Below are 26488 nucleotides of genomic sequence, written 5' to 3' on the forward strand. Positions count from 1 at the left end.
GAATCCCGCGCGTGACACAACCGTCTGGGAGCACAATCCACACACAGTCGTCGACGGGCATGTCCCTGGCATCGCGTTCGCTGACGTACCAGAGACCGTCGTGCATCGATCCAGCCGGCGCCTGGCGGGCCCTGTAGCGGTGCGGTGCCAGCCCACGCTCGGCCGCGACCGCCGCGATCGCCTCGGAATTGTTCATGTGGACCCTCCTCTAACCTGCCGTGCCCTCGCCGGCCTTCTGCACCGCCGTCAGTAATCGGGCGTTGACCTCTGGCCGTGCCGGTCACGATAGGCGCTGCAGCCGACAAAGCTGTGCTTGTAGGCGATGATCCGAGTGCGTGCTGATGGCCGCAAAGAAATGGTGCGATCACCGACGGCTATCGGGAGTCCAGCCAGTCGTGCGCCGATCTGCTGCGCGGCTGCAAACGCCGTGTCATGACCGCCCCGGTGTTGGCTGTCGGTGACGGGGCGCCCTGGGGTTCTGAAAGGCGGTCCGGGAGGTGTTCCCGGCCACCAAGAGCACCGCTGCTGGTTTCACGATCAAGCTCATCGACGCCGCACAGTGGCCCGTTGGCGGTCCGTCAACGGGCCCACACCTGGTCGCTCTGGTCCCGCCCCGGCGCGGGCTTCCACAAAGGCAAACTGCTTGACCGCCCCACCGACATCCCACCATCGCAGCCGGCCTCGGACGGCGGTCAGCATACCGGAACGGAGGTCGCCTGAAACACTCCATCCGCAGGTATTGACAACTCCTCGGCGCCTCCCCGCGAATAGTCGAATTGGCAGCTGTACCGAAGACCTTTACCTATGAGGGAGTACTTGCCTCGCCCGGCAGTTGAGAGCGGGTTGGGTACCCGAAGAATTCGGCGCCGGTCACTATCCCGGGCCTCGCTCACCAGAAGCAGCTCGTACCGGTTTCCATGTTGTTGTGCAGCACGGACTTCCGTCTCACCCAGCATGAATTCGGCTGCACCGCTGATGTCACCGCTGAACGCCTTCACTTCGAAGTACCGCTTCTGGCGCGATTGCGTTTCTACCTGAAAGTCAAATCCGTAGGAATCAGAGCCTACGTCACCGCCCTGAATGATGTTGCGGTAACCGGAGACCCATTCGACTTTCGGGTAGCGGCGCTCGAGCCACAGCTTCACTGCCGCCTCGCCAGCCAACCCGATAGCCACCCGTTGCTCGTCGCTCAAATCCCTGCTTGTCGGTGCCGCGACTGCGGCCTTGGCGGGACGGTTGCCGCCGCCGTGAGCGGCGTTCGACGGAACAACCCTCAGCGTCAGCTTCTCTGCATAATCTAGCGTCGTTTCGGTGATCCCCTGCGCCACGGCCTCGGCGATCTGGCGGAGGTCTTGCAGGTTCGTCGACATCTCGCGCCCATCGACAGTGATGTGAGTGCGCTCGTAGCGAAGCCGCGCTCTTTCCTCGCTGTCGAACTCTTCGCGTGATAATAACTCATCCTCGGAAAGGTCCAGCTGGCTCAAGTCCAGAGTCGCTGGCATGCCATCGGGCCAGCCGAGCTCGTTCCTGATCATCTTGAAAAGAATTTCTTGGGTGAGGATCTGGAAGTCTGCGAGCTGACTGGCTTCCAGTGCGGCGCGACCGCCGAGGGTTGGTGCCTGCCACGCCGACGGCAGGCGGCGGTCGTTGCGCCGGGACCACGCCCGGACCCGCGGTTCAGTTTCGGCGAGAAGCACTTCGAGTGCGTTGTGGTTTTGTCGGCGCAGTTCATCAACTGGCGCTAGTTTGCAGACGGCGGTGAGATCACCGCTGGCCTCGTGGGTTCCCAGCCAATCTACGACAAGCGCCGCGATTAGCTCGCGCGGCGGGATCGCGTACTCACTCAGCCAGTCGGGGTCGGGCAACAGGCCCTCCAAGTTCTTCGCGGCCGCGTACTCGCTCAGATCCGCTCCCAATTGCGCCCGGGGCGCATAGGCCTCCCGGAGCCTGTCGACTATTCCGGTTCGGTGGAGCTCTACATAGTCCGACAGGGCTCGGCTGTGTTGGTCGGGATGCGTCAGCGGAAGCTGTGTGGGGTTGGCATGAACGATGGCGGCGTTGAACCTTCGGAAATCCAACGACAGGCTGTCGCGCAGCTCCGAAAGCGATGTGTTCCTATGGCACAGTTCGATCAGTTCTTGCGCCGAAATCGGTAGCACGTCAACTATGGGGTCGAGGGCTGTTCCGAGCTCGGCAGCATCGGTGACGTGCCGCACTCGGGTGTCGAACTCTTCGAGGTCGCCGTCTGAGGCAAAATAGCTGACCACGATTCTCAAGCGCGCGATGAGGTCCGCCACCGAACCACGCAATCCTGCCCGGGCCTCGGCCACTTGTTCAATGCTGATCTGCAGGGCCGCTGCGAGTTGGGTGTCACTGGGCGCGGAGTCGCCCTCCGGCTCGACCTGCCCGAGCCGGGTAAATACCAGAGCGAGGTGATCCGCGAGGTCTGGATTGTGGATGAGGGTTGCTATCGCAGGCGCACACTGTTCAAGCTCGTCATACGTGCTCACCAGGGGGGGCCAGACGACGATCGTTGGGTCCGATTCACTCTCTAACGGAAGGCATTTCGTGTGCAGCGGAGGATCGATCTCGGAGCCTGCGACGATGAAACGGGTCGATTCCACGCGTACCACCCGGACTTTGCGTAGCCGCTGAAGGATCGTGTTGATGCTCTGGTCGGTTTGGCGGACGAAGGAACCGGACTTGAACTCTGCAACGATTGCCACGATCGTCGCGATCCAGGGCCGGTCGTCGCCGACCAGGAGTGGGTAGTCGTCAGTCGGAATAATTCGTTGCTCGTCGCCGTAGACGTCGACAGCTATCTCTGATGTCAGCTTTACCTCGACGCCGTGATGCCTCATGAGGCTTGCGATCTGTGATCCCTTCGCAGCGTCGGCCAGCAGGACAGCTTGACCGGTGAGCCCGATCAACGATTGCTTGGTGGGGTCTGCCTCGTCCTGAACAAGTAGGTCCGATTCTTCTTCTTCCAGAGCGACGGACTCCATGAGCCCGTTTTTGATGACGACGACGACGGGGGCGGTGTCCTCGTCCCACGGCCAGTCTTGTTCTCCGCGCAATTGGTTATCCCATGCCTGGCGGTACTGACGCTTGAACTGGGTAACACGTAAGGGGCTTACCCGGCCTTCCTCCAGGTACTTCGGCAGGTCGCGAAGCATATCTGCGCTGTAGCGCTCTGTTCCAAAGACTCGGACCCCTAGGTCTTCGATCCGTGCCCGGGTACGCGGTGTTTTAACGAGCTGGCCACGCAATGCGGCGGTGATGTGGGGTACGAAGTCCGGCAGTTGCGGCCCCTCGGCGGGTAGCCAGGCCTCGGCACAGGTGGCGAAGTCGTGCTCCGAATCGTCGTCGTGCCGGCGTCCGAGTGGCAGCCACGGCGCTCGACGAAGATAGGCCGCAGCCGGGGTGGCCCAGGAGTAGACGTTGTGCTCGTCCCTCGATCTACCCGGTCGATACACCTTGACGTTGAGTGCCTCGTCCGGCCAGGCATCTAGCCCTAGCGCAATCAGCTGTGCAAAGGTCTGCCTCGCTGCGTGGCCGAGCAATTCGATCTCGCCCGCGCCGGGAAGCAGGCTCAGCTCGGTTGCGAAACCGTACTCAGTATATGGGTTATGGCCACCGTCCCAGCGCACTTCCGCCGTCCAGGCCTCTCTGGTAACGGCATTGAGGCCGAGCAGTTGTGATAGGCCTGAGGGCCACAAGCTGTCGCCGATACGCGGCGCAACCGCGACTCGGATCAGCGGGAGTCCGTCGGTGACCCCGATACACTCCAGGAACTTCTTCCACTCCGTGAGTTCGTCGACCGGGAGCGGCCACTCGGTCGGACCGGCGGTGAGCTGGGTTCCCAACTCGAGCAATTGAGGGGTTTCGTCAGTCGCCGAACGCAACAACCGTTCTAGCAGGATCCCTCCCGGCGTGTCCCATGCAGCGGAGAAGGCCGCCGTCCGGGCCAGCCGCCACTTGCCCTCACGAGTAGGGACTGTAAAGGGAATAGCCGCCAACGTATTTCGCTGGTTCGGTGCAAGCTGGGAGTAGAGGTTGAAGCCGTATTCAAGCGCAGCTTTCTGGACCGCCTGTGTTGGACGTGATTCCAGGAAGCCACCGATGATCTCCAACAGTTCATCGGTGCCATAGCAGTGCACCAGCCCGGCCTCGGTGAGTAGGTCGGCCGCCGAGTACCATTCGGCTGTGCTCTTCGCCCAGTCGATATCGCTGTGGGCGTAGACAATTCGGCGGGCGAGGGCGGCGGGAACGCGGGTGGCCTGAGCAAGATCTCCGCCGTCGTCTGCCGGTTCGGGAGGCAGGAAGATCACTGGGGCTTTTGTCGTCGCGCCCTCCCCGCTCATCGCCTTCCGTAGCTTACCTTTTTGATCGAGGATGACCTTCTTGCTAGCGAGCTCGCTGGCGGTGTCTGGGTCGAACAGTGATGTCAAGTCGGCGTAAAAGTCGGTCCAGCGGCGGGCAGAGGCCTTCTTCTTATGAAGCTCACCGGCGACCTTCTCGACGACGTCGGCGATAATCGCGAGGCTCGGAACCATTCTGGTCTCGAGTAGGTCAAGGTGCAGCGCGGCTAGTCGCGCGATCCGGATGTCGCCGATCGTCGGTTGAACCACCGGGAATCCCTGCCGGGCTACCACTGCCGCGGTGATCACCGACCGCAGCGAATCATCGTCGTCGGCCGGCCAGATGTATGCATCGTCGAAGCACGACCAGGTCCGTCCGTCAGCGACCGGAACGCAGCTTTCCGCTACAAACTCTGGGCAGGCTTCGATGAGATGGCTCGATCGCTCGGGATCCCAGGCGACGAGGTCCGCGCACAGTGCGGAAACCCGTGCCTGCTCGGCGTTGTCGCGCAATATCCGCATGAATTCAATGCAGGTAGACGCGATTCGGGTCATGAGAAAGTTGTTCAGCGGCACGTCGAGCTCGACCTGGCGGCGCGCCAGGTTCGCAAAGAACGGCGCCTGGATGTGCGCACATACGGGTGCGGTCTGCTGTGTCGGCAAGAAGGTGTACACCGTTCCCGCGTCCAGGTCTTCATCGGTCCGCAAGGCGACGCCGACCCATGCCTCCTCGGTGCTGGTCCACTCGAGCCATTTGGGATCGATCAGCTTCACCTCGACGCTGTGGCTGATGGCTGCCCTTATGTCAGCGAGATCGACTCGACCGCGGAGCAGGAGATAGCGGCCCTGAGGGCCTAAGTCGACATCGCGCACAGTCGGCTGGTTGGGAGGAACTGTTGCGTCGGTCTCAACCCGGGTCAGCCTGGTCGTATCGGAGATGGCGGCTTCCGAATCCAGGATGTCGATCCTGAGTTCGGTAAGTCGATCCAGGAATAGCAGGATCGGAGCTTCCGCAGACTCCACGGCGTTGATCTGTTGACGCGCCGCATTGACGGCGGCGGAGTCGCGCAGCGGGAGCTTAACAACCGTCGCGAATCCTTCGTCGGCGAAACGCTGTAACTCGAAGTCGGCGCCGATACTCGCGGGAACGGGCAGATCCAGAGGTGAGGCATCAGCCATCCGCTGTTCGGGTACGCCCGCTCGGGCCGCGAGCGCGACGATTTCCTCGTGGTGTGGATAGCGGAAGCTGTATCCGGCGAATCGGCGGTCGGTCGGATCGTCGGGGTCACGAGAGTAGACTTCGGGGTGGTCGGTGAGTTGTAGCACGCTGCGGAAGCCCAGGCCTTTGTTGCCGATGCCCTGTCCGGCGACCTTGCTGGAGAGCCCGAAGTCGACGATGCCTTTGAAGTTTTTCTCGGTGAAGGGCTCTCCTTCGTTGGCGACGTACAGCGCCGGGTGCTGCGGGTTGCTGTCGAGGAGCACATGGACCCGCCCCGGATTCTCAGCGGTCAGGGCATCGTGACCGTTCTGTACCAGTTCCAGCAATGCTCGTCCGGCGTACTCCCGGGATGTGCTCTCACTGAGAGATTTGATGGTCGCGTGGAAATCCCAGACGTCTTCGCCTTGGCCGATGAGCTCAATGCGCTTGAGCGTGCGGGCCCTGATCTGCTCAGCGATCGTCTGCGAGTCGGCAGGCTTGATCACTTCAACGCCCCTAATCTCGTGGGTTGTGTCGCCGCAAAGGCGGCTTCAACCTTAGGTGGAGCGGCTTGACGTATGTCGTTCTTATCGGCGCCTCGAGTACCTGTCGGGATCTAGAGATGATCGAGCATCGCGGCTTGAAACGCGTCAGCGACCAGCACCATCACCTCCCCCACGAGACGAACGTGATCGCTGGCATCGAGTTGACCCAGGTTCGGGGCACTTCCGTGTGCAACGCCGTGTCTCCAACCGACGATCTCCACCTCTAGGCGATTCTTGTGTCTCAACAGCGGCGACACATCAAAGTCCATCAGCAGGAAGCTCTCGGCCAACCGATCCCAGTTGAGGTTGGAGCGGGCCTTAAGCGGTTTGCGGTCGAACTCTGTGAAGTCGCACCCTAAGGCGTCCTTCAAGCCGATAGTGAAATCCCGCTTCGCTGCGGGGGAATGGTTCCTGCCCCGGAGAGATTCAAACTGTGCTTCGAGGACTCCTACCATCAAATTCCATCCAACGTCTGCCACTTTCATTCCGCGGCTCAGCAGGAAATCGCAATAAGCGTCCACACACTCATTGAAGAAGCCCTCCCAAGCGGCATAGCTAAGAACTACCAGCGCTTTCGATTGGACACCTAACGGATCGTCGCCGGACGTGGAGGCGCCGAACATTCGCTTAATCTCTGATAGTTCCCGGACCCGCAACGATCGAGCGACATCGATCTCGTCAAAATAGTCGTCAATTGTTTTGGGCATCGGGGTTAAACCATTCAGCTCCAAGGGGCACGCTACGTTGAATACGCGCTGTTCCACGTAATCCAGCACTGCTCAGCTCCGCAGCCACAGGATTCTTCCAGAAGTCTGCGATCCGCGCTTCGATAAATTGATCGGGGGTGGGGTGATTCATAATCGCTACCCGGTTCTTTGAAATCCCGACCGCGATAACTTCGAGAGCCCGCAGAGAGAACCGACGGCCAATGCCCTCGACGCGATCCTCTGGTGGCATCAACGCATCGTTGTCGCCCACCCGCAGGAGGGTCTCGACAGCCCATCTAGCGGTGTCGAGGACTTCCGCTTGCTTTCCCATCTCGATTATCGAGAGTATGCCGTTGCTTAAATACTCCTCTACGTCCATTGCAGGGGAGTAATCAACATGTGCATGCACGATCAATCGCACCAAGTACTCAAGATCTTTTTGTCTTTGATGTTGATCCTCGGTCACATTGAACAGCTCTTTGAATGACGATGCGGTTGCAATTCTCCTAAGCTGCTGCGTGAAATCAGGGTCGCCTAGGACCATAGAACACGTCCTGACTTCTTGGGCATTTGCGTATGCACCCCCTCGGTTCAGCCTCTGGAATAGGTCAAATTTTGTCTTTGGATCACTCGGATGCTTTAGAATCTCAAAATCTAGTCGCGCACGCCGAAAGAACAGCTGAAGCGCTTTATCCAGAGTTTCCTCACCGCTTTGAGTAGCGCTCCATGCGATGTTCTGCAGGCTAGGTAAGTACTTCGTTTCGGTTAACACGCTACGCTTTGTGCTCTTCGGGTCGTCCACATCTCGTAGTATCCCCATGAACTCCAGAATGGTGGAGATTCTCTGCAGCCCATCTACTAACTCCCAGGTGCCCTCGTGTGTTTCGAAAACGAATACTGATGGAATAGGAATGCCAATCAAGATCGACTCGATGAAATTCGATTTCTTTTCGAGGCTCCAACGATGCAACCTTTGAAACTCAGGGAGGATGTTCAACTCCTGCCCCGAGTACATGGTCGCTACCTCACCTATCGTGATCTGCACCCGATCCGTATTTACGCTGCGCTTCGCCGCGTCGATCTCCTGCTTGAGCATGCTCGCCTCCCTCTTGACTGCTGAGTCTCGGACCGCCTCAATCAGGCTGCCCCGTCTCGCGGTGTCGCGTTATCTCTCACTTTGTTCAGAATGGCCACAATGTTGTCGACATCGGCCTCTCCGAACACATCGTCGGGCCCCGTGGGCGCGTGGTCGATGTAAGGCGACTCGTAGAGCCGCACGGGTTCCATGAAGCCGTTGGCCGTCAGTTCGGTGACGATGAGGTTCACGAAGCGGATCTGGTCCGCGTTGAACTTCGTGCCGTCCAAGTACGCGCCGAAGGCTTCGGCGGCTGCCTCGCGGTCCAGACCGATCAGCGACCGCACGAACAACCCCAGGCCGTGCGACTGCTCTTTGGCCAGATCAATGTCGGCTTGCTCTCCCGTACCGCTCTCGATGAGCATCTGCTCCAGCGAAGCGAGGTCATCGGGGGTCAGGGGCTTGTTGCGTCGTAACCGTTGCAGCGCAACGTGATCCTGGTGCTGTCTGAGATATGCGCGAGCCTTGGCCTGGAAGCGTTCCCAGTTGGTGCCGGGCGTGATCCCTGGCAGATCAACAAGGGTCGCTTCGCTGAGTTCGTCGGCGAAGTCGGTATAGACCTGATTCCGTTTCACCTTCTCCAGGAACCGGAGCAACCCGCGTAACTTGCGCCGTACAGATTCAAGCATCGGCAGGGTGACGTCGACCCACCACTCGTCCCCGCCGACCTCTTCGAGAAGCACCTGCTGTGCCTTTACCGACGGGATCGCGGTCTGGCTCAGCAGGCCAGTCGCGATGTTCTGGATCTGTTCGCGTAGCCGTTCGGCCGCGACAGCGTCGCCTTCAAGTTGGGCTAGTTGACGGCGTAGAACGAGCATGTCGAAGCGCTTGGCGTCCTCGTCGTCGTCCTTATGGGCTGATGGCAGGCCGGCGAGGTGTTCGGCGACATCGCCGGCGACTTCGGGCGTCAACGATGTCCAGGCCGACCATTGTGAGTATTGCTCGACCAACCTACGGTGTGGTCGCACCAGGAAGTTGTCCACGTTCATCCCCGTGACGGCCCGATGGAGCGACCACGCAACATCGACCCGCAATCCTCGTTCGGTCTCAGTGCCTTGCCCCTCTTCGGGTTCTGGCTCCGAGGGCGGCCAGGCGTGGTCGATAGCGGTGATCAGCCCGAGGCGGGTTTCGAACAGCCGCTGGTTCAATGACTTCTGGAACGAGCCTTCCGAGCCGGGCAGGTCCTGGCTGAAAAATTCGAGGTTGCCGCAGAAGTCGAAGACGTAGAAGTTCTGCTTGTCCTTGCCGGGGCCGAAGAGGTCGGGACGTAGGCGGGTCCCGCGGCCGATCATCTGCCAGAACTTGGTCTTGGACCGAACAAGCTTGAAAAAGACGAGGTTGACGACGTCGGGAACGTCGATGCCGGTGTCGAGCATGTCGACCGATATGGCGATGTGCGGGGCCTTGTCGGTGACGGAGAAGTCGTCGATCAGCGACTGGGCATAGGCAGTGCCGTGGGTGATGACGCGGGCGAATGTTCCGGCGTACTGCGGGTACTGGATGTCGAAGCGTCGCGCGATGAACTCGGCGTGCGCCTGGTTCTTCGCGAAGATGATGGCCTTGCCGAGCCGGTCGCCTTCAGTTACACGGTGGCCCTTGCTCATCAGCTCGGCGAGCACCTTGTCGACGGTGTCCTCGTTGAACAGGAACCGGTTGATCTCCTCGGAGCTCACCTCGTCAGGTGGATCCTCGTCGCCCCAGTCCAGGGCGTCCCAGTCGTCCTTCTCTTCTTCGGAGAGATCAGCGTAGCGGATGCCTTGGCGCAGGAATTTGGTGCTGACGGAGATCCCGACAGCAGGCACCAGGAAGCCCTCCTTGACCGCGTCGTCGAGGCTGTAGGCGTCCGTGGGTACGCCATCTTCGAGGTGGAACAGTCGGTAGGTGTTGTGGTCCACTTCGTCTTTAGGCGTGGCGGTCAGACCAACCAGCAGCGAGTCGTACCAATCGAAGATGGCCCGGTATTTCTGATAGACGGAGCGGTGGGCTTCGTCGATGACAACGAGGTCGAAGTAGCCGGGTCCGAATTTCCTGATGCCACCGTCGGTGTCGTTGATGAGGTTCATCATCGTTGGGTAGGTGCATACGTACACCCGGCCGTCGGTGATCTTCTCGGTCACCAGGTTCACAGTGGTGGCGTCGGGAAGGTGCGCCTTGAACGCATTGGCGGCTTGCGTGACCAGTGCGGTGCGGTCGGCCAGGAACAGGACCCGTTTGACCCAGTTGGCTTCCATCAGCTGCTTCACCAGCGCGATGACGGTGCGGGTCTTCCCCGATCCGGTGGCCATCACCAATAGGGCTTCGCGTTCCTTGGCGGTGAATGCGTCGTTGATCGCGCGGATCGCACGGTGTTGATAGTGCCGTTCTACGATGGCCGAGTCGACCGGCATGTCGGTCAACGGCTTGCGGGTGTCGCGGCGTTGGATTAGGAGCTCCAGCTCATCCCGGGTGTAGAAACCCTGGATGTCCCGCGGAGGGTAGCCGCCGGTGTCATCCCAGATCCAGTGCTCGAAACCGTTGGTGTAGAAGATGAGCGGCCGCCGCCCTGTCATCTTCTCCAGGCAGTCCGCGTACAGCTTGGCCTGCTGCTGGCCGACCTGCGGGCTTTTAGTCGTCCGTTTGGCCTCCACGATCGCCAACGGGAGACCGTCTGCACCCCACAGGACGTAGTCGACGAACCCCTTGCCGTCGCCATTGGGCATGCCGGTGACCGGGTACTCGCGGTCCTTGGTGTCTGTCAGGGGCCAACCGGCTTCGGCGAGCATAACGTCGATGAACCGATCTCGGGTGTCGGCCTCGTTGTAGTCTCGGCCGTCGGTCTGCTGGTTGGTGGCTTGGGCCTGCTTGACAGCTTCGCGCAATGCCGCAATCTCGGCGTCCTTCTGCGCGGCCAGTTCGTCCTTCTCCGCCAGCGCCTTTGCATGAGCTTCATCCTGGGCGGCAAACTTCACGGCGAGCTGGGCGACTTCCTGCCGCGTCAGCGGCGCGGCCTTGGCGGCGATCTTCGGGTCGAAGGCAGCCTTCATCGGAACTGCCTGCGGCTGAGTCGAATACCGGAATGCCGCCCACAACATCACGTGGTGCAACTCACGCAACGCATCCAACGCCGCCCGCGGTGGGATCTGCTGCGTATCATGCACGGCGGTGTTGCCGAGCTTGCGGATCAGGTTCAGCTTCGTCGCGATCCCGACGCCTACCTTGGACTTAAACTTTGGATCATTGATCTTGGCGGCCAGGTCGTTCTTGTACGGAATCGGAAGCGCTAGAACGTCATACAGGTGGTCGACCAGCACCTCGACGGTGCGGCGGCTGTAGAAGCACGCCGAGCGTGCGTCATTGGTGGCGTAACTCTCCGCCCGTGTGCAATCGGCGTGCATCTCCGGCCAGCCGACGGACTGCAAAAAGGCGAAGTTGGACATCTCGCTACCTCACAACTGACCGGAGAATGCGCGGAATTGTAGGGAAGCGAACAGCTCGTCGAGAAGCCGTCGTTGGATGTTAATCTTCGCGCGCAGCTTTCCAATTGCTGCCAACACCTGGCAGAACTCGTCCTGCTGCTCGCGCGATGGCACAGGAACCAAGAGCGACTTCAAGACGCCAGTGTTCACCACTGACTGCGCTGAACCTACGCGGCGCCCCAAGAGCTCATGCTGAGTCTCCCGCAGGCTCAGGTAGCTGGTAATGATGGCCGGTCGAATCCGTAATGAAGGACGAATAATGATGATATTTGCACAGTTGGAACCATCCAGACTTTCTGGAATTATCGCCGACCGGATTCGATCGCCGATTACCCTAGACACCACCACATCACCTGCTTGCAGTTGGCTCTTCGCAAGTCGCGCATGGAATTCGCGATCGATTCGGAGAAGATCGTCTTCCACGATAGACCCGTCACCGACATTGCCAGTCCGCAGGAATGGGATACCGTCGAGAGTGAAGTGCTTGCTGGTCGGTCCAACGTGTCCAACCACGACTCGTTCGGCAACCGTCTCCAACGGATATCTCTGCGCCGGGTCCTGCTGCTCAAAGAACCGAGCTGAAGCGGAAGAACTTGCCTCGTCCACTGCCGCCGCCGCCTCGCTCAAGTTGCAGCGCATCGTTTCGACATAATCAAGGATCGTCGCGATGCGGCGTTGCTCCTCGCAGGGAGGAAGGGGAATCCTCCACTTGGATAAGGCATCTCGTCCCAGATGGTGGATGCCAACACCACGCGAGCCCCGAGCAAACTCGCCGGAGACGGCCTGCTGTCTGAAGAAATGGAGCAGATACTTCGGATCGGCCTCAGAATAGGAGCGCACTCGCAGCAGCGTGTTCTGGAAGGCACAATCTTCAATTTCACCATTCCAGAGCGCCGGTTTGCCAACCTCCTTGGCAGACCCCGAAGCCTCGTTAAGTAGAACGTCACCTGGTTCGAGGCGGAAGGTCTTCATCTCGTCGTCAGTGAAGTTCATTTGCTTTACGTCGTCGAGGATTAATCCTGACCAGCCGACGTTTGCAGCGCGGAGGTAGTTCCGCATAGTTGGTCCGGCATGATGCTGGGGGGATCGTTGACGCCCTAGCTTTACCTCAGCAATGGACGACAATTCGACTATCGGCCATCTCACGCGAGCATAGCCTTCAACTCCGCCAGTCCTGCGGCGATCTCACCTTCCAGAGCTTCGATTTGGGCGATGATCTCGAGCGGAGCCCGGTGCCTGATATCGTCGCGAACAATCTGCTGATACCGGTTCAGTGAGAGGTCATAGCCCTGCGCGACAATATCGGCGGCAGGTACGCAAAACGACTGTTCGGTCCGGCCCCGATCAACCTCCGATGAGGAGCGCTTACCCCACCGCGACAGCGCATCTGGCAAGTCGTTGGCATCAATCTGGTTCCGCTTATCATCCAACGAAAACCCATCGGCTTTCACGTCGTAGAACCAGACGTTGTCGGTACCACCGGAGTTCGTCTTCGTGAACAGCAGGATGGCGGTGGACACCCCGGCATACGGACGGAATACTCCCGACGGGAGCTTGACTACACCGTCGAGCTTCTGATCCTCGACTAGAGTTCGTCGAAGTTCCTTATGCGCTTTCGACGACCCAAATAGCACACCGTCGGGCACGATGACCGCTGCACGCCCACCAGGCTTGAGCAGCTTCAAGAACAGCGCCACGAACAACAGTTCGGTCTTCTTGGTCTTCACCACCCGTTGCAGATCCTTGGATGTTGCCTCGTAGTCCAACGAGCCGGCGAAGGGCGGGTTCGCGAGAATTAGCGTGTACTTCTCGGCATCATTAGAAGCGCCCTCGGACAATGAGTCCCGGTAGCGGATGTCCGGCGATTCGATTCCGTGCATGAGCATGTTCATGCTGGCGATGCGGAGCATGGTGTTGTCGAAGTCGAAGCCATGGAACATGCTGGCGTGGAAGTGCTTACGTTGCGCCGCATCGGTGAGCACTCCAGGATGCTGCTCGCGAATGAACTCAGACGCGGCTACTAGGAAGCCAGCTGTGCCGGACGCCGGGTCGCAAATCTCGTCGGTCGGCGTCGGCGCCATCATGTCGACCATCAGCTTGATGATGTGGCGCGGCGTGCGGAATTGACCGTTGACACCGGCGCTCGCGATCTTCGACAGCAGGTACTCGTAAAGATCTCCATTGGTGTCGCGGTCGTTCATGGGAATTTCGTCGAGAAGATCGACCACTCTAGAGAGCAGCTGTGGCGTCGGGATCGTGAAGCGGGCATCCTTCATGTGCTCGCCATAGGTTGAGCCGTCGCCACCGAGGGTCCGCAGGAACGGGAAGACCTTTTCCCCGACCGTCGCGAACATGATGGCCGGCTCCTCATTCTTCAAGCGCGACCACCGGAGCTCCTGCTGGTCTGAAGCGAATCGGAGCTCACCGGCTGCGCCGAGGCGAGCCTTGCGCTCCTCCAGAGTCTCCATGTCATCCAGCCGCCGGATGAACAACAAGTAGGTGATCTGCTCGATGACCTCCAGCGGATTGGAGATGCCGCCGGACCAGAATGCGTCCCAGACTCGGTCGACTTTGCTCTTCAACTCACCGGTGATCACGGCGGCAGCCCCCTCAACTCCTCGTTCTGAACTGAACGGAACTGTATATAGGACCCCGCCGACAAGTCGCGAACAACGCTGAGGATCGACTTTGCAGTTCGAGACGGGTCGCTTCACGCGACGATTCGAGGGGGATTTCGCGCCAGAAATCCCGCGGTCCCACCGCAGGGCAGTTCAATCGCGCCGTAGCCACAAAACACAAAGGTCACGACCCATTTCTGGTTCGTGACCTTTACGCCTGGAGTTCGTCGAACTCCTCACTGTGGGCGAAGGGGGACTTGAACCCCCACGTCCCGAAGGACACTGGCACCTGAAGCCAGCGCGTCTGCCATTCCGCCACTCGCCCGTAACGACCGCAGGAGCCTATCACCCGCGTCGGGCCGCCCCAAAACCGCAGCGGATGCTCCGACGACATGTGATCGACGGCGCACTGACCTGCTCCGATGTGATTCTCAGAGTTTCGTTGGTCCCATCGGCGGAACATGGGTAGATACCATGCAGGAAGAATCCGGACCAGCCGACACGCGGCGGTCCGACTGCGTGAGCAGCGACGACGACGAGTGAGGCGGGCGGTGACATGGGTCTGGTGGACCGCATCGAGCGCAAGCTCGAATCCACCGTCGGCGACGCCTTCGCCCGCGTATTCGGCGGATCGATTGTGCCGCAGGAAGTCGAGGCGCTCCTCCGCCGTGAAGCGGAGTCCGGAATCCGCCCCCTCGGCCGCGGCCGCATTTTGGCACCCAATGAATACGTAATTACCCTCAGTGTGCCCGACCATAAGAAGGTAAGCGCTGATCCTGACCTGACCGCGACCACTTTCGCCAAGCATCTGGAGGGATACATCCGTGAGCAGGGGTGGCAAACGTATGGTGATGTGGTCGTCAAGTTCGAACAGGCACCGAATCTGCACACTGGACAGTTCCGCGCTCGTGGTGCGGTCAACCCCGACTCGACCACCGGCGAACCCGCCCCAGCACACCGAGACCACGCGTTCCCCGCAGAATCAGGAGTACCACCGATGAGCGACAACCCGACGTACCGCGGCGGCGGCCAGGGACAGGGACGGCCCGGCGACGAGTACTACGACGAGGGCTACGGCCGTCCGCAGGAGGAACCGCGCGGCCAGGAGCCCCGGGCCCCCTACCCGCCGGAGCAGGGCGGTTACCCGCCCCGCGGCGGGTATCCGGACCAGGGTGGCTACCCCGACCGCGGCGGGTACCAGGACCAGGGCGGCTACGGCGGCGGCTACGAGCAGCGCGGTCCGGGCGGCTACGGCCCGCCCCCCGGCGGCGGCTACGACCAGGGCTACCGGCAGGGTCCGGGCGGCTACGGCCCGCCCCCCGGCGGCGGCCAGCCCGGCTACGGCGCACCCGGCGCACCCGGCGCGGACTATGACTACGGCCGCTCCCCCGGCGGCCCCGGCCGCCACGAGGACGGCGGCTACGGGCGTCCCGGATACCCCGATCAGGGCGGCTACCCGGACCAGGGCGGCTACGGCGGCGGCTACGGCCGTCAGGACTACGGGCAGGACTACGGCCGCGGCTACGCCGAGCCGGCCGGCGGCGGCTACGGCGACCCGGGATACGGCGAGCCCGCCGGGCGCGACTACGACTACGGCCAGGGCGCCGGCGGGTACGGCGGCGGCTACGGCCAGGGTGACTACGCGGCCGGCGCCGTCGGCACCACGGTGACCCTTCAGCTCGACGACGGCAGCGGCCGCACGTACCAGCTGCGCGAGGGCGCCAACGTCATCGGCCGCGGTCAGGACGCACAGTTCCGCCTGCCGGACACCGGGGTGTCCCGCCGTCACCTGGAGATCCGGTGGGACGGTCAGGTCGCCCTGCTGTCCGATCTGAACTCCACCAACGGCACCACCGTCAACAACGCGCCGGTCCAGGAATGGCAGCTCGCCGACGGCGACGTCATCCGGCTGGGCCACTCCGAGATCATCGTCCGCGTGCACTGAGCACACGGCGCGCCCGGTCACGTTCAGGTCAAGCTGTCGGCTTCGTCTTCGCCCCGATCGCTCCCCCAAGTATCGTGACGTTGCCAGCAGGCGCGACCGACGGTTGTACCGGCGTGCGGTGAACAGTACGGAGAGGACGTCAGATGCAGGGGTTGGTGCTGCAGCTGACGCGTGTCGGCTTCCTGCTGCTGCTGTGGCTGTTCATCTGGTCGGTGCTGCGCATCCTGCGCACGGACATCTACGCGCCGACCGGTGCGGTCATGGTGCGCCGCGGCCTGGCGCTGCGCGGCTCACTGCTGCCCAACCGGCAGCGCAGCGTCGCCCGCCAACTCGTCGTCACCGAGGGTGCGCTGACCGGAACCCGGATCACCCTCGGATCGCAGCCGGTGCTGATCGGGCGGGCTGACGACTCCACGCTCGTGCTCACCGACGACTACGCGTCCACCCGGCACGCCCGGCTGTCGCCACGCGGGTCGGAGTGGTACGTCGAGGACCTAGGATCGACCAACGGCACATACCTTGACAGGGCGAAGGTGACGACTGCGGTAAGGGTTCCGATGGGCACGCCGGTCCGGATCGGCAAGACGGTGATCGAGCTGCGCCCGTGACGCCGCGCACGCGAGGAGCGAAATGATCGCGCGCACGCGAGGAGCAGTATGACCCTCGTCCTGCGATACGCCGCGCGCAGCGACCGCGGCCTGGTCCGCGCCAACAACGAGGACTCCGTCTACGCCGGCGCTCGCCTGCTCGCGCTGGCCGACGGCATGGGCGGCCACGCCGCGGGTGAGGTCGCCTCGCAGCTCGTGATCGCCGCCCTGGCCCACCTCGACGACGACGAGCCCGGCGGGGACCTGCTCAGCAAGCTCGACAACGCCGTGCGAGAAGGCAACTCGGCGATCGCCGCCCATGTCGAGGCGGACCCGGAGCTCGAGGGCATGGGCACCACGCTGACCGCGATCCTCTTCGCGGGGAACCGCCTGGGCCTGGTACACATCGGCGACTCGCGCGGCTACCTCATGCGCGACGGTGAGCTGACCCAGATCACCAAGGACGACACATTCGTCCAGACGCTGGTCGACGAAGGCCGCATCACCGCCGAGGAGGCGCACAGCCATCCACAGCGCTCCCTGATCATGCGGGCGCTCACCGGGCACGAGGTCGAGCCGACGCTGATCATGCGTGAGGCCCGCGCCGGTGACCGCTATCTGCTGTGCTCCGACGGGCTGTCGGATCCGGTCAGTCACGACACCATCGCCGAGGCCCTGCAGATCTCCGACGTCGCCGAGAGCGCCGACCGGCTGATCGAGTTGGCGTTGCGCGGCGGTGGGCCCGACAACGTCACCGTCGTCGTCGCCGACGTGGTGGACTACGACTACGGCCAGACGGCGCCGATCCTGGCCGGCGCGGTGAGCGGTGACGACGATCAACCGCCGCCGAACACGGCCGCCGGTCGCGCGTCGGCGTTCAACCCGAAGCGCAACGCACCCAAACGCGTTGTGGCGCAGCCGGAAGAGCCCGTCAAGAAGCCGCGGTCCAAACGCCGCATGATCATCGCGGCCACGCTGCTGGTCCTGGTGGTGCTGGCCGGTCTGGCGATCGGCCGGGAGATCGTGCGCAACAACTACTACGTGACGGCCCACGAGGGCACCGTATCGATCATGCGCGGTGTCGACGGCTCGTTTCTCGGCTACTCACTGCAGGAGCCGTACCTGCTCGGCTGCCTCAACGCCCGCAACGAACTGTCCCTGATCAGCGCGGGCCAGTCCGGCGACAACCGCGGGTGCCAGTTGCTCGACGTGCAGGACATGCGCGAATCCGAACGCGCCCAGGTCATCGCCGGTCTGCCCGGCGGTTCCCTCGACGAGGCGATCGCGCAGATCGAGGAACTCGCCCGCAGTTCGGTCCTGCCGATCTGCCCGACCCGGCCACCGACGACCACCCGTCGCACACCGCCGCCGCCTCCCCCCACTCCCGCGGGATCGCCTGCGACGAGCGCGGTTCCGCGCCCGGGCACCTCCCCCGCACCCGAGACACCGACGACGGTCACCCCGCCGCTGCCGAATCGGCGCAACGCCGAGCTGCTACTGCTGGCCTTCGCCGCGGTCATCACCACCGTCGCGCTGCTGATGGTGGAGGCCAACCAGGAACAGGGCATCAGCTGGGATCTGGCGCAGTACACCGCCGGATACCTCGCGTTGTTCGCCGGCGCGCACCTCGCCGTGCGCCGCTACGCGCCGTACGCCGACCCGCTCCTGCTGCCGGTCGTCGCCCTGCTCAACGGGTTGGGCCTGGTGATGATCCACCGCCTCGACCTCGCCCAGGGCGAGCTGACCGGACGGGGACTCGGCGGCACCGCGAACCAGCAGATGCTGTGGACGCTGGTCGGGGTCATCGGATTCGCCTGTGTCATAACCTTTCTCAGCGATCACCGGATGTTGGCCCGGTACGGCTACGTCTGCGGGCTCAGCGGCCTGATCCTGTTGGCCATCCCGGCGATCCTCCCGGCGTCGATGTCGGAACAGAACGGCGCCAAGATCTGGATCGAATTGCCGGGCTTCTCGATTCAGCCCGCGGAGTTCTCCAAGATCCTGCTGCTGATCTTCTTCGCCGCCGTGCTGGTTGACAAACGGGAACTGTTCACCAGCGCGGGCAAGCACTTCCTGGGGATGACGCTGCCGCGGCCGCGCGATCTGGCGCCGCTGCTGGCGGCGTGGATCGCCTCCATCGGCGTGATGGTGTTCGAGAAGGACCTCGGCACCTCGCTGCTGCTCTACACGTCGTTCCTGATCCTGCTCTACGTCGCGACCGACCGGGTCAGCTGGGTCGCGATCGGGCTGAGCCTCTTCGCGGTGGGCTGCGTCGCGGCGTACTACCTCTTCGGCCACGTCCGCGTGCGGGTGCAGACGTGGCTGGACCCGTTCGCCGATCCCGAGGGCGCGGGTTACCAACTCGTGCAGTCGATGTTCAGCTTCGCCACCGGCGGCGTCTTCGGCACCGGACTGGGCAACGGCCAGCCGGGAACGGTGCCCGCGGCGTCGACGGACTTCATCATCGCCGCGATCGGTGAGGAACTCGGCCTGGTCGGATTCTCCGCGGTGCTGATGCTGTACACGATCCTCGTCATCCGGGGCCTGCGCACCGCGATCGCCGTGCGCGACAGCTTCGGCAAGCTGCTCGCCGCCGGTCTGGCGTCGACGCTGGCGATCCAGTTGTTCATCGTCGTCGGCGGCGTGACGCGGCTCATCCCGCTGACCGGGCTCACCACCCCGTGGATGTCCTACGGCGGTTCCTCACTGCTGGCCAACTATCTGCTGCTGGCCATCCTGCTGCGCATCTCACACGCCGCGCGCAGGCCGATCAGCACCAAACCGCTGCCGCAGACACCGATCGCCGCCGCCAGCACCGAGGTGATCGACAAGGTATGAACACCTCACTGCGGCGCATCTCCGTCACGATCATGGTGCTGATCGTGCTGTTGCTCGGCAACGCCACCGTCACCCAGGTCTTCACCGCCGACGGGCTGCGCACCGACCCCCGCAACCAGCGCGTGCTGCTCGACGAGTACTCCCGCCAGCGCGGCCAGATCACCGCCGGTGGTCAGCTGCTGGCGTACTCGGTCGCCACCCCGGGCCGGTTCCGGTTCCTGCGCGTGTATCCCAATGCGCCGGCCTACGCGCCGGTCACCGGGTTCTACTCGCTGACCTATTCGAGCACCGGCCTCGAACGGGCGGAGGACACGATCCTCAACGGCTCCGACGAGCGGCTCTTCGGCCGTCGGCTGGCCGACTTCTTCACCGGCCGGGATCCGCGCGGCGGCAACGTGGTCACCACCATCAACCCGCAGGTGCAGCAGGCCGCCTGGGAGGCGATGGAGCAGGGCTGCAACGGCCCGTGCAAGGGTTCGGTCGTGGCGCTGGAGCCGTCGACGGGCAAGATCCTGGCGATGGTGTCCGCACCGTCCTACGACCCGAACCTGCTGGCGACCCACGACGTCGAGGAGCAGTCCGCGGCGTGGCAGCAGTTGCGGGACAACCCCGACAACCCGCTGCTGAACCGGGCGATCTCGGAGACCTACCCGCCCGGGTCGACGTTCAAGGTGATCACCACCGCGGCCGCCCTGGAGAACGGCGCGACCCCGGACACCCAGCTGACCGCCGCGCCCCGCGTCCCGCTGCCCAACAGCTCCGTGACGCTGGAGAACTTCGGCGGCTCCGCCTGCGGCGGCGGACCCACCGCGCCGCTGCGCGAGGCGTTCGCCCGCTCGTGCAACACCGCCTTCGTCGAGATGGGCATCGACAACGGTGCCGAGGCATTGAAGAGGACTGCGTCCGCCTTCGGGCTCGACACCCCGGCCGCGCCGATCCCGCTGCAGGTCGCCGAATCCACGGTGGGCCCCATCGGAGACGCCGCCGCACTGGGCATGTCGAGCATCGGGCAGCGGGACGTGGCGTTGACACCGCTGCAGAACGCGATGGTCGCTGCCACCGTCGCGAATGAAGGGGTAACCATGCGGCCCTACCTGGTCGACAGCCTGCGGGGACCCGACCTGGCAAACCTCACGACGACCGATCCGGTCGAAGAGCGCCGGGCGGTGACACCCGAGGTCGCGGCTACACTGACTGATCTGATGGTCGGCGCCGAGCAGCAGACGCAGCAGAAGGGAGCCATCGCCGGCGTGCAGATCGCTTCGAAGACGGGCACTGCGGAACACGGGACTGACCCCCGCAACACCCCGCCCCATGCCTGGTACATCGCCTTCGCACCGGCGCAGGCCCCCAAGGTCGCCGTGGCCGTGCTGGTCGAGAACGGCGGCAACCGGCTCTCGGCCACCGGCGGACAGGTGGCCGCGCCGATCGGCCGGGCCACCATCGCCGCGGCGCTGCGGGAGGGCTCATGAGCCCCCGCGTCGGCGTCACCCTCTCCGGCCGCTACCGGCTCCAGCGGCTCATCGCCACCGGCGGTATGGGTCAGGTGTGGGAAGCCGTGGACAGCCGCCTGGGCCGCCGCGTCGCCATCAAGGTCCTCAAGGCCGAGTACTCCACCGATCCCGAGTTCGTCGAACGGTTCCGCGCCGAGGCGCGCACCGTCGCGATGCTCAACCACCCCGGCATCGCCAGCGTCTACGACTACGGCGAGACGGACATGGACGGGGAGGGCCGCACCGCGTACCTGGTGATGGAACTCGTCAACGGGGAGCCGCTGAACTCGGTGCTCAAACGCACCGGCCGGCTGTCCCTGCGGCACGCGCTGGACATGCTGGAGCAGACCGGGCGCGCACTGCAGGTCGCGCACACCGCAGGCCTGGTGCACCGCGACGTCAAACCCGGCAACATCCTCATCACCCCGACCGGTCAGGTGAAACTCACCGACTTCGGGATCGCCAAGGCCGTCGACGCGGCCCCGGTCACCCAGACCGGCATGGTGATGGGCACCGCCCAGTACATCGCGCCCGAGCAGGCGCTCGGACACGACGCGACCGCCGCCAGCGACGTCTACGCACTCGGCGTCGTCGGCTACGAATCCGTCTCCGGCAAGCGACCTTTCACCGGCGACGGCGCGCTGACCGTGGCGATGAAACACATCAAGGAGACGCCGCCGCCCCTGCCCGCGGACCTGCCGCCCAACGTGCGTGAACTGATCGAGATCACGCTGGTGAAGAACCCCGGCATGCGGTACCGGTCCGGCGGTCCGTTCGCCGACGCCGTGGCGGCCGTGCGGTCCGGTCGCCGCCCGCCGCGGCCGAACCAGGCGCCGACCCTCGGTCGTGCCACCCCCGCCGCCGTTCCGTCGGCCGCCCAGGCCCGCGCCGCCGCCGACCTCACCGGCCGGGCGCCGGTCACCGCCGCCAGGGCGCGGCCCACCGGCGCGATCCACCGGCCACCGCCGCCGCGGCGCACGTTCTCCTCCGGGCAGCGCGCGCTGCTGTGGGCCGCCGGCGTGCTCGGTGCGCTCGCGATCGTCATCGCGATCCTGATCGTCCTCAACGCCCAGGACCGCAAGGACCGTGAGTTGCCGCCGCCGACGGTGACGAACACCATCACCGAGACCACGCCGTATCAGTCGCCCGCAGCGCTGCCCGATTGGACCTCCTCTGCGGTCATCGGTCATGGTGGAGACACCTCCGGGGCACTCCGCCCCGACGCGGCTGCCACATCCGCGCACCTCAGGGCGCTGCCCGCCCCAGCACAGACATGGCCCCGAACATAGACATGACCACCCCACAGCACCTGTCCGACCGCTACGAACTGGGCGAGATCCTCGGCTTCGGCGGAATGTCGGAAGTCCACCTCGCCCGTGACACGCGGCTGCACCGCGACGTCGCGATCAAGGTGCTGCGCGCCGACCTCGCCCGCGACCCGAGTTTCTATCTGCGGTTCCGGCGCGAGGCGCAGAACGCGGCGGCGCTGAACCACCCCGCGATCGTCGCGGTGTACGACACCGGGGAGGCCGAGACGCCGACCGGTCCGCTGCCGTACATCGTGATGGAGTACGTCGACGGTGTGACGCTGCGCGACATCGTGCACTCCGAGGGGCCGATGCCCGTTAAGCGGGCGCTGGAGGTCATCGCCGACGCCTGCCAGGCGCTGAACTTCAGCCACCAGCACGGCACGATCCACCGCGACGTCAAACCCGCCAACATCATGATCAGCAAGACCGGCGCGGTGAAGGTGATGGACTTCGGCATCGCCAAGGCGCTCGCCGACGCCAACAGCGTCACCCAGACCGCCGCCGTGATCGGCACCGCGCAATACCTGTCGCCCGAGCAGGCCCGCGGGGAGAAGGTCGACGCGCGCTCCGACGTGTACTCGCTGGGCTGTGTGCTCTACGAGTTGCTCACCGGCGAACCGCCGTTCGTCGGCGACTCCCCGGTCGCGGTGGCCTATCAGCACGTCCGCGAGGATCCGGTGCCGCCGTCACAGCGCCATGCGGGCATCTCGCGGGACCTCGACGCCGTGGTGCTCAAGGCGCTCGCGAAGAACCCCGACAACCGCTATCAGACGGCGGCCGAACTGCGCGCCGATCTGGTGCGGGTACACAGCGGCGAGCCGCCCGAGGCGCCGAAGGTGTTCACCGACGCCGAGCGGACGTCCATGCTCGCCGCGGCGCCGCATCCGGACCGCACCGAACCCATCACGCACATGCCGCGCCCCGAGCCGCGGCTGGTGGAGCGCAATCGCGGGGGATCGATCGGCCGGTGGCTCGCCGCGGTCGCCGTGCTGGCCGTGTTGACCGTCGTGGTCGCCGTCGCCATCAACACCTACGGCGGGGAGACCCGCGCGGTACAGGTGCCCGACGTGCGCGGCGAGGTCTCCGCCGACGCCGTCGCCCAACTGCAGAACGCCGGGTTCGCGGTGCGCACCCAGAACGAGCCGAACTCCGAGGTGGCGCCCGACCACGTGATCAACACGTCGCCGGAGGCGAACACCGACGTCGACGCCGGCGAAGAGATCACCATCAACGTCTCCACCGGGCCGGAACAGCGTGAAGTGCCCGATGTGAAGTCGCTGACCTACGCCGAAGCGGTCCGCAAGCTCACCGATGCCGGGTTCGGTCGCTTCCGGCAGCAGGCCTCGCCGTCGACCCCGGAACTCAAGGACCGGGTGATGGCCACGAACCCGCCGGCCAACCAGACGTCGGCTATCACCAACGAGATCACGATCATCATCGGGTCGGGACCCCAGAGCCGCTCGGTCCCGGAGGTCGTCGGGCAGACGGTCGAGACCGCGCAGCAGATCCTCACCGCGTCCGGCTTCAGCAATTCGGTGCCCGCCGAGGTCGACAGCACCGAACCGGCGGGCCAGGTCCTCGGCACCAGCCCGGCGGCTGGCGAGAACGTCCCGGTGGACACGCTGATCCAGCTGCAGGTGTCCCGCGGCAACCAGTTCGTGATGCCCGACCTCACCGGCCAGTTCTGGACCGACGCCGAACCTCGGCTACGCGCGCTGGGCTGGACGGGCGTTCTGGACAAGGGCGGTGACGTGCCGAACAGCGGTCAGCGCACCAACGCGGTGGTCCGTCAGACCCCGCCGCCGGGCGCCGGCGTCAACTTCGACAGCAGGATCACGCTGAACTTCGCGTCGTAGCCGCCGCGACCGTCGTGGCCACCTCGTCCTCGAGCCGGCGGACCAGGGTCTCGTCTGGGGCGCTGCCGCAGTAGCCGAGCCAGTTCGCCAGCATCCGGTGGCCACCCTCGGTGAGGATCGACTCGGGGTGGAACTGGACGCCGTGGATCGGCAGTTCGGTGTGGCGCACACCCATGATGACGCCGCCGGGAGTGCGGGCGGTGACCTCGAGTTCGTCGGGCATCGTCTCGGGCAGGATGGTCAACGAGTGGTACCGCGTGGCGGTGAACGGATCCGGCAGCCCCTTGAGCACACCGGTGTTCGTGTGGTGCACGATGCTGGTCTTGCCGTGCAGCAACTCCGGGGCACGGTCGACGGTGCCACCGAACGCCACACCGATCGCCTGATGGCCCAGACACACACCGAGCAGGGGAGTGCCCGCCGCCGCACACGCGTGCACCAGCGGGATCGACGCCCCGGCGCGCTCGGGCGTGCCCGGGCCGGGACTCAGCAGCACCCCGTCGAAGTCCTCGGCGGCCTTCGCGATGTCGGCGTCGGTGCCCAGGCGGCTGTGGTCGTTGCGCCAGACGGTCACGTCCACGCCGAGTTGCCCGAGGTACTGGACGAGGTTGAACACGAAGCTGTCGTAGTTGTCGACGACCAAGAACTGCATCCGACCAGGTTACCTCCGGTGTTCAGTACCCGACGGGTCCGATCGGCTGCGCGAATTTCATCCGCACCGGTTCGGTGTGCCCGACGAGTTCCACCTCGGCGCGCGGCTCCTCGGTGTAGCCGAGGCCGAACCGCACCACGTACTGCTTGTACAGCGACACCAGCGGCGACTCGGACAGCGCGGCCCGCATGGCGTCGGCGTCGCCGATCGCGGTGATGACGTACGGCGGGCTGTACGTGCGTCCGTTGAGCAGCAGGGTGTTGCCGACGCAGCGGGGTGCGGAGGTGGCGATGATCCGCTGGTCCTGCATCTGGACGCCCTCTGCGCCCGCGCTCCACAGCGCGTTGAGGACGGCCTGGATGTCCTGCTGGTGGACCACCAGGTCGTCGGGGGAGGCGTCCCTGGGGAATCGTCCCTCGGCGTCACGCTGGGCGTCGTTGAGGGTGACGACAAGGCCCGGGCCCTTCACCGGGTTCAGCCCCGCGTCGGCGGCCAGCGCCGCGGACCGGTTGGTGATCGCGGCCAGCGCCGACTCGGTACCCGGGCTTCCGCCGTGGTGCCCGTCGACCTCCGCCGACAGCTCGTCGCGTTGGGCGACGAGGCCGTCGACGGACTGCTGCGCCTCCCGAACGAGGTCGACCAGCCGCGGAGCGTCGCTGCGGCGGATCTCGTCGCCGCCGGACACCCCGTGGGTGGCGGCCAGCAACAGGCCCGCGGCCAGACACACCATCGGCACCCCGAACCGCCAGCCGGAACTCCGGCCGGTCCGGGTACGCGCCGGGGCGGCCGGGGCCGCCGACTCCGTGGGCGGCGGTTCCCGGTCCGGTCCTGCGTTAGGCTCAGGGGGCATCTGCACCATCGTCGCATCTCGGAGCCGGTCAGCACACCGGTGGAACTGCGACGCCGACAGCCACGAAGGTGACCATGCCCAAGTCGAAGGTCCGCAAGAAGAACGACTTCACCATCAGCCCGGTGAGCCGGACTCCGGTGAAGGTGAAGGCCGGCCCGTCGAGCGTCTGGTTCGTCGCGCTGTTCGTGGGTTTGATGCTCATCGGGCTGATCTGGCTGCTGGTGTTCCAGCTCGCCGCGACCAATCCGGTCGACGCCCCGGGCATGCTGCAGTGGATGGCCGACCTCGGCCCGTGGAACTACGCGATCGCGTTTGCCTTCATGATCACCGGTCTGTTGCTCACGATGCGCTGGCGCTGACCCGCAGAACGGCCACATGAATTCATTTCGCGCTCGGTCGGCCGGTAACACAGCAACGATGGACCCGCGCAATCACATCCGTGTAGTTCATCCCCATTGGGGATAGCACCTGTGGATAACCCCATCGGCAACGGTAAAAGGGTGTGCACAACGCATGCAGCAAACTGAGTGGAGCCCCCCTGCGGCGGGAATCGCAGGTTGCGGCCTCGTGGGTGCGCTGATGGCTACCGCGGCTGTGATGGTTGTCACAGACCCACCGGGCAGGATTCTTACAGGGATTGCCGCAGTGGGATTGATCACGTTTGCAATCTTGTCGTGGCGGGCACGACCCAAGCTGGCAATCACACCCGAGGGAGTGGCGGTGCGCGGCTGGTGGCACACCAGCGTGCTCGGGCGCGCCGACATCGAACTCGTGCGGATCACCGAGTTCCGGCGTCTGGCCCGCACGATGCGGCTCCTGGAGATCGACACAGCCGACGACCGGCTGCACGTGTTCACGCGGTGGGATCTGGGGACCGACCCACTCGACGTGCTCGACGCCCTCACCGCGGCCGGCTACACCGGCACGCAGTGACGGGC

The 26488-nt window shown here is 64.4% G+C and carries 16 protein-coding genes, 1 tRNA gene and 2 pseudogenes; 10 read left to right on the plus strand and 9 right to left on the minus strand.

Going from position 1 to position 26488, the window contains the following annotated elements; all coding sequences use genetic code 11:
* Positions 1–292 precede the first annotated feature (292 nt).
* Positions 293–720: pseudogene (locus AU195_RS25540) on the plus strand (transposase); the annotation flags it as partial.
* Here the strand turns inward: AU195_RS25540 and AU195_RS24845 are convergent.
* The 7 genes from AU195_RS24845 to AU195_RS24870 all read right to left on the minus strand — a co-directional run bounded on the left by AU195_RS24845 (position 693) and on the right by AU195_RS24870 (position 14344).
* Positions 693–6065, minus strand: coding sequence for a sacsin N-terminal ATP-binding-like domain-containing protein (locus AU195_RS24845; protein WP_059161669.1), 5373 nt, complete (start codon positions 6063–6065; stop codon positions 693–695). The pseudogene AU195_RS25540 and the gene AU195_RS24845 sit on opposite strands and share 28 nt — an antisense overlap.
* Before the next feature lie 110 nt (positions 6066–6175).
* Positions 6176–6811: an MAE_28990/MAE_18760 family HEPN-like nuclease gene (locus AU195_RS24850; RefSeq protein ID WP_172800716.1), complete on the minus strand. Its 636-nt coding sequence runs from the start codon at positions 6809–6811 to the stop codon at positions 6176–6178.
* Positions 6795–7907, minus strand: coding sequence for a DUF262 domain-containing protein (locus AU195_RS25545; RefSeq protein WP_082703205.1), 1113 nt, complete (start codon positions 7905–7907; stop codon positions 6795–6797). The genes AU195_RS24850 and AU195_RS25545 overlap by 17 nt, the downstream gene beginning before the upstream one ends.
* 41 nt (positions 7908–7948) lie before the next feature.
* On the minus strand, positions 7949–11362 hold the full coding sequence (locus AU195_RS24855) for a DEAD/DEAH box helicase family protein (RefSeq protein ID WP_059161671.1): 3414 nt from the start codon (positions 11360–11362) through the stop codon (positions 7949–7951).
* A 9-nt stretch (positions 11363–11371) separates the two neighbouring features.
* Positions 11372–12547, minus strand: a complete 1176-nt coding sequence (locus AU195_RS25550; RefSeq protein WP_157531261.1) for a restriction endonuclease subunit S — start codon at positions 12545–12547, stop codon at positions 11372–11374.
* Entirely contained in the window at positions 12544–13998 is a 1455-nt protein-coding gene (locus AU195_RS24865) for a type I restriction-modification system subunit M (RefSeq protein WP_059161673.1), read from the minus strand. Before AU195_RS24865 ends, AU195_RS25550 begins: the two co-directional genes overlap by 4 nt.
* Positions 13999–14261: 263 nt before the next feature.
* A tRNA-Leu gene (locus AU195_RS24870) sits at positions 14262–14344 on the minus strand.
* A 231-nt stretch (positions 14345–14575) separates the two neighbouring features.
* Between AU195_RS24870 and AU195_RS24875 the strand changes: the two genes are divergently transcribed.
* From AU195_RS24875 to pknB, 7 genes and pseudogenes are all read left to right on the plus strand, one after another.
* The gene (locus tag AU195_RS24875; RefSeq protein ID WP_059161674.1) at positions 14576–15964 is read left to right on the plus strand and encodes an FHA domain-containing protein; all 1389 of its coding nucleotides are present in this window, start codon (positions 14576–14578) and stop codon (positions 15962–15964) included.
* 143 nt (positions 15965–16107) lie between these two features.
* On the plus strand, positions 16108–16572 hold the full coding sequence (locus AU195_RS24880; protein WP_011557448.1) for an FHA domain-containing protein FhaB/FipA: 465 nt from the start codon (positions 16108–16110) through the stop codon (positions 16570–16572).
* Positions 16573–16620: 48 nt separating this feature from the next.
* Positions 16621–18024, plus strand: a pseudogene (locus tag AU195_RS26425) (PP2C family protein-serine/threonine phosphatase); the annotation flags it as partial.
* Positions 18019–19389 (plus strand): FtsW/RodA/SpoVE family cell cycle protein, encoded by a 1371-nt coding sequence (locus AU195_RS26040; protein WP_059161697.1) that lies wholly within the window; start codon positions 18019–18021, stop codon positions 19387–19389. The pseudogene AU195_RS26425 and the gene AU195_RS26040, both read left to right, overlap by 6 nt.
* Positions 19386–20861, plus strand: a complete 1476-nt coding sequence (gene pbpA / locus AU195_RS24895; protein WP_059161675.1) for a D,D-transpeptidase PbpA — start codon at positions 19386–19388, stop codon at positions 20859–20861. Before AU195_RS26040 ends, pbpA begins: the two co-directional genes overlap by 4 nt.
* Positions 20858–22171, plus strand: a complete 1314-nt coding sequence (locus tag AU195_RS24900; RefSeq protein WP_059161676.1) for a protein kinase domain-containing protein — start codon at positions 20858–20860, stop codon at positions 22169–22171. Before pbpA ends, AU195_RS24900 begins: the two co-directional genes overlap by 4 nt.
* A gap of 2 nt (positions 22172–22173) precedes the next feature.
* Complete coding sequence (gene pknB, locus AU195_RS24905; RefSeq protein ID WP_059161677.1) at positions 22174–24048, plus strand: Stk1 family PASTA domain-containing Ser/Thr kinase; 1875 nt, start codon at positions 22174–22176, stop codon at positions 24046–24048.
* Here the strand turns inward: pknB and AU195_RS24910 are convergent.
* On the minus strand, positions 24026–24700 hold the full coding sequence (locus AU195_RS24910; protein ID WP_059161678.1) for an aminodeoxychorismate/anthranilate synthase component II: 675 nt from the start codon (positions 24698–24700) through the stop codon (positions 24026–24028). The two genes, pknB and AU195_RS24910, sit on opposite strands and share 23 nt — an antisense overlap.
* A 22-nt stretch (positions 24701–24722) precedes the next feature.
* Positions 24723–25559 carry a DUF881 domain-containing protein gene (locus tag AU195_RS24915; RefSeq protein WP_059161679.1) on the minus strand — a complete coding sequence of 279 codons (837 nt, stop codon included), beginning with the start codon at positions 25557–25559 and terminating at the stop codon, positions 24723–24725.
* 65 nt (positions 25560–25624) lie between these two features.
* Here AU195_RS24915 and crgA point away from each other — a divergent pair, with 65 nt between their 5' ends.
* Complete coding sequence (crgA, locus tag AU195_RS24920) at positions 25625–25909, plus strand: cell division protein CrgA (protein WP_011557440.1); 285 nt, start codon at positions 25625–25627, stop codon at positions 25907–25909.
* A 154-nt stretch (positions 25910–26063) separates the two neighbouring features.
* Positions 26064–26483, plus strand: a complete 420-nt coding sequence (locus AU195_RS24925) for a PH domain-containing protein (protein ID WP_082703207.1) — start codon at positions 26064–26066, stop codon at positions 26481–26483.
* The last annotated feature ends 5 nt before the right edge of the window (positions 26484–26488 follow it).

It is taken from the genome of Mycobacterium sp. IS-1496 (genome assembly GCF_001499995.1).
Lineage (GTDB): Bacteria > Actinomycetota > Actinomycetes > Mycobacteriales > Mycobacteriaceae > Mycobacterium.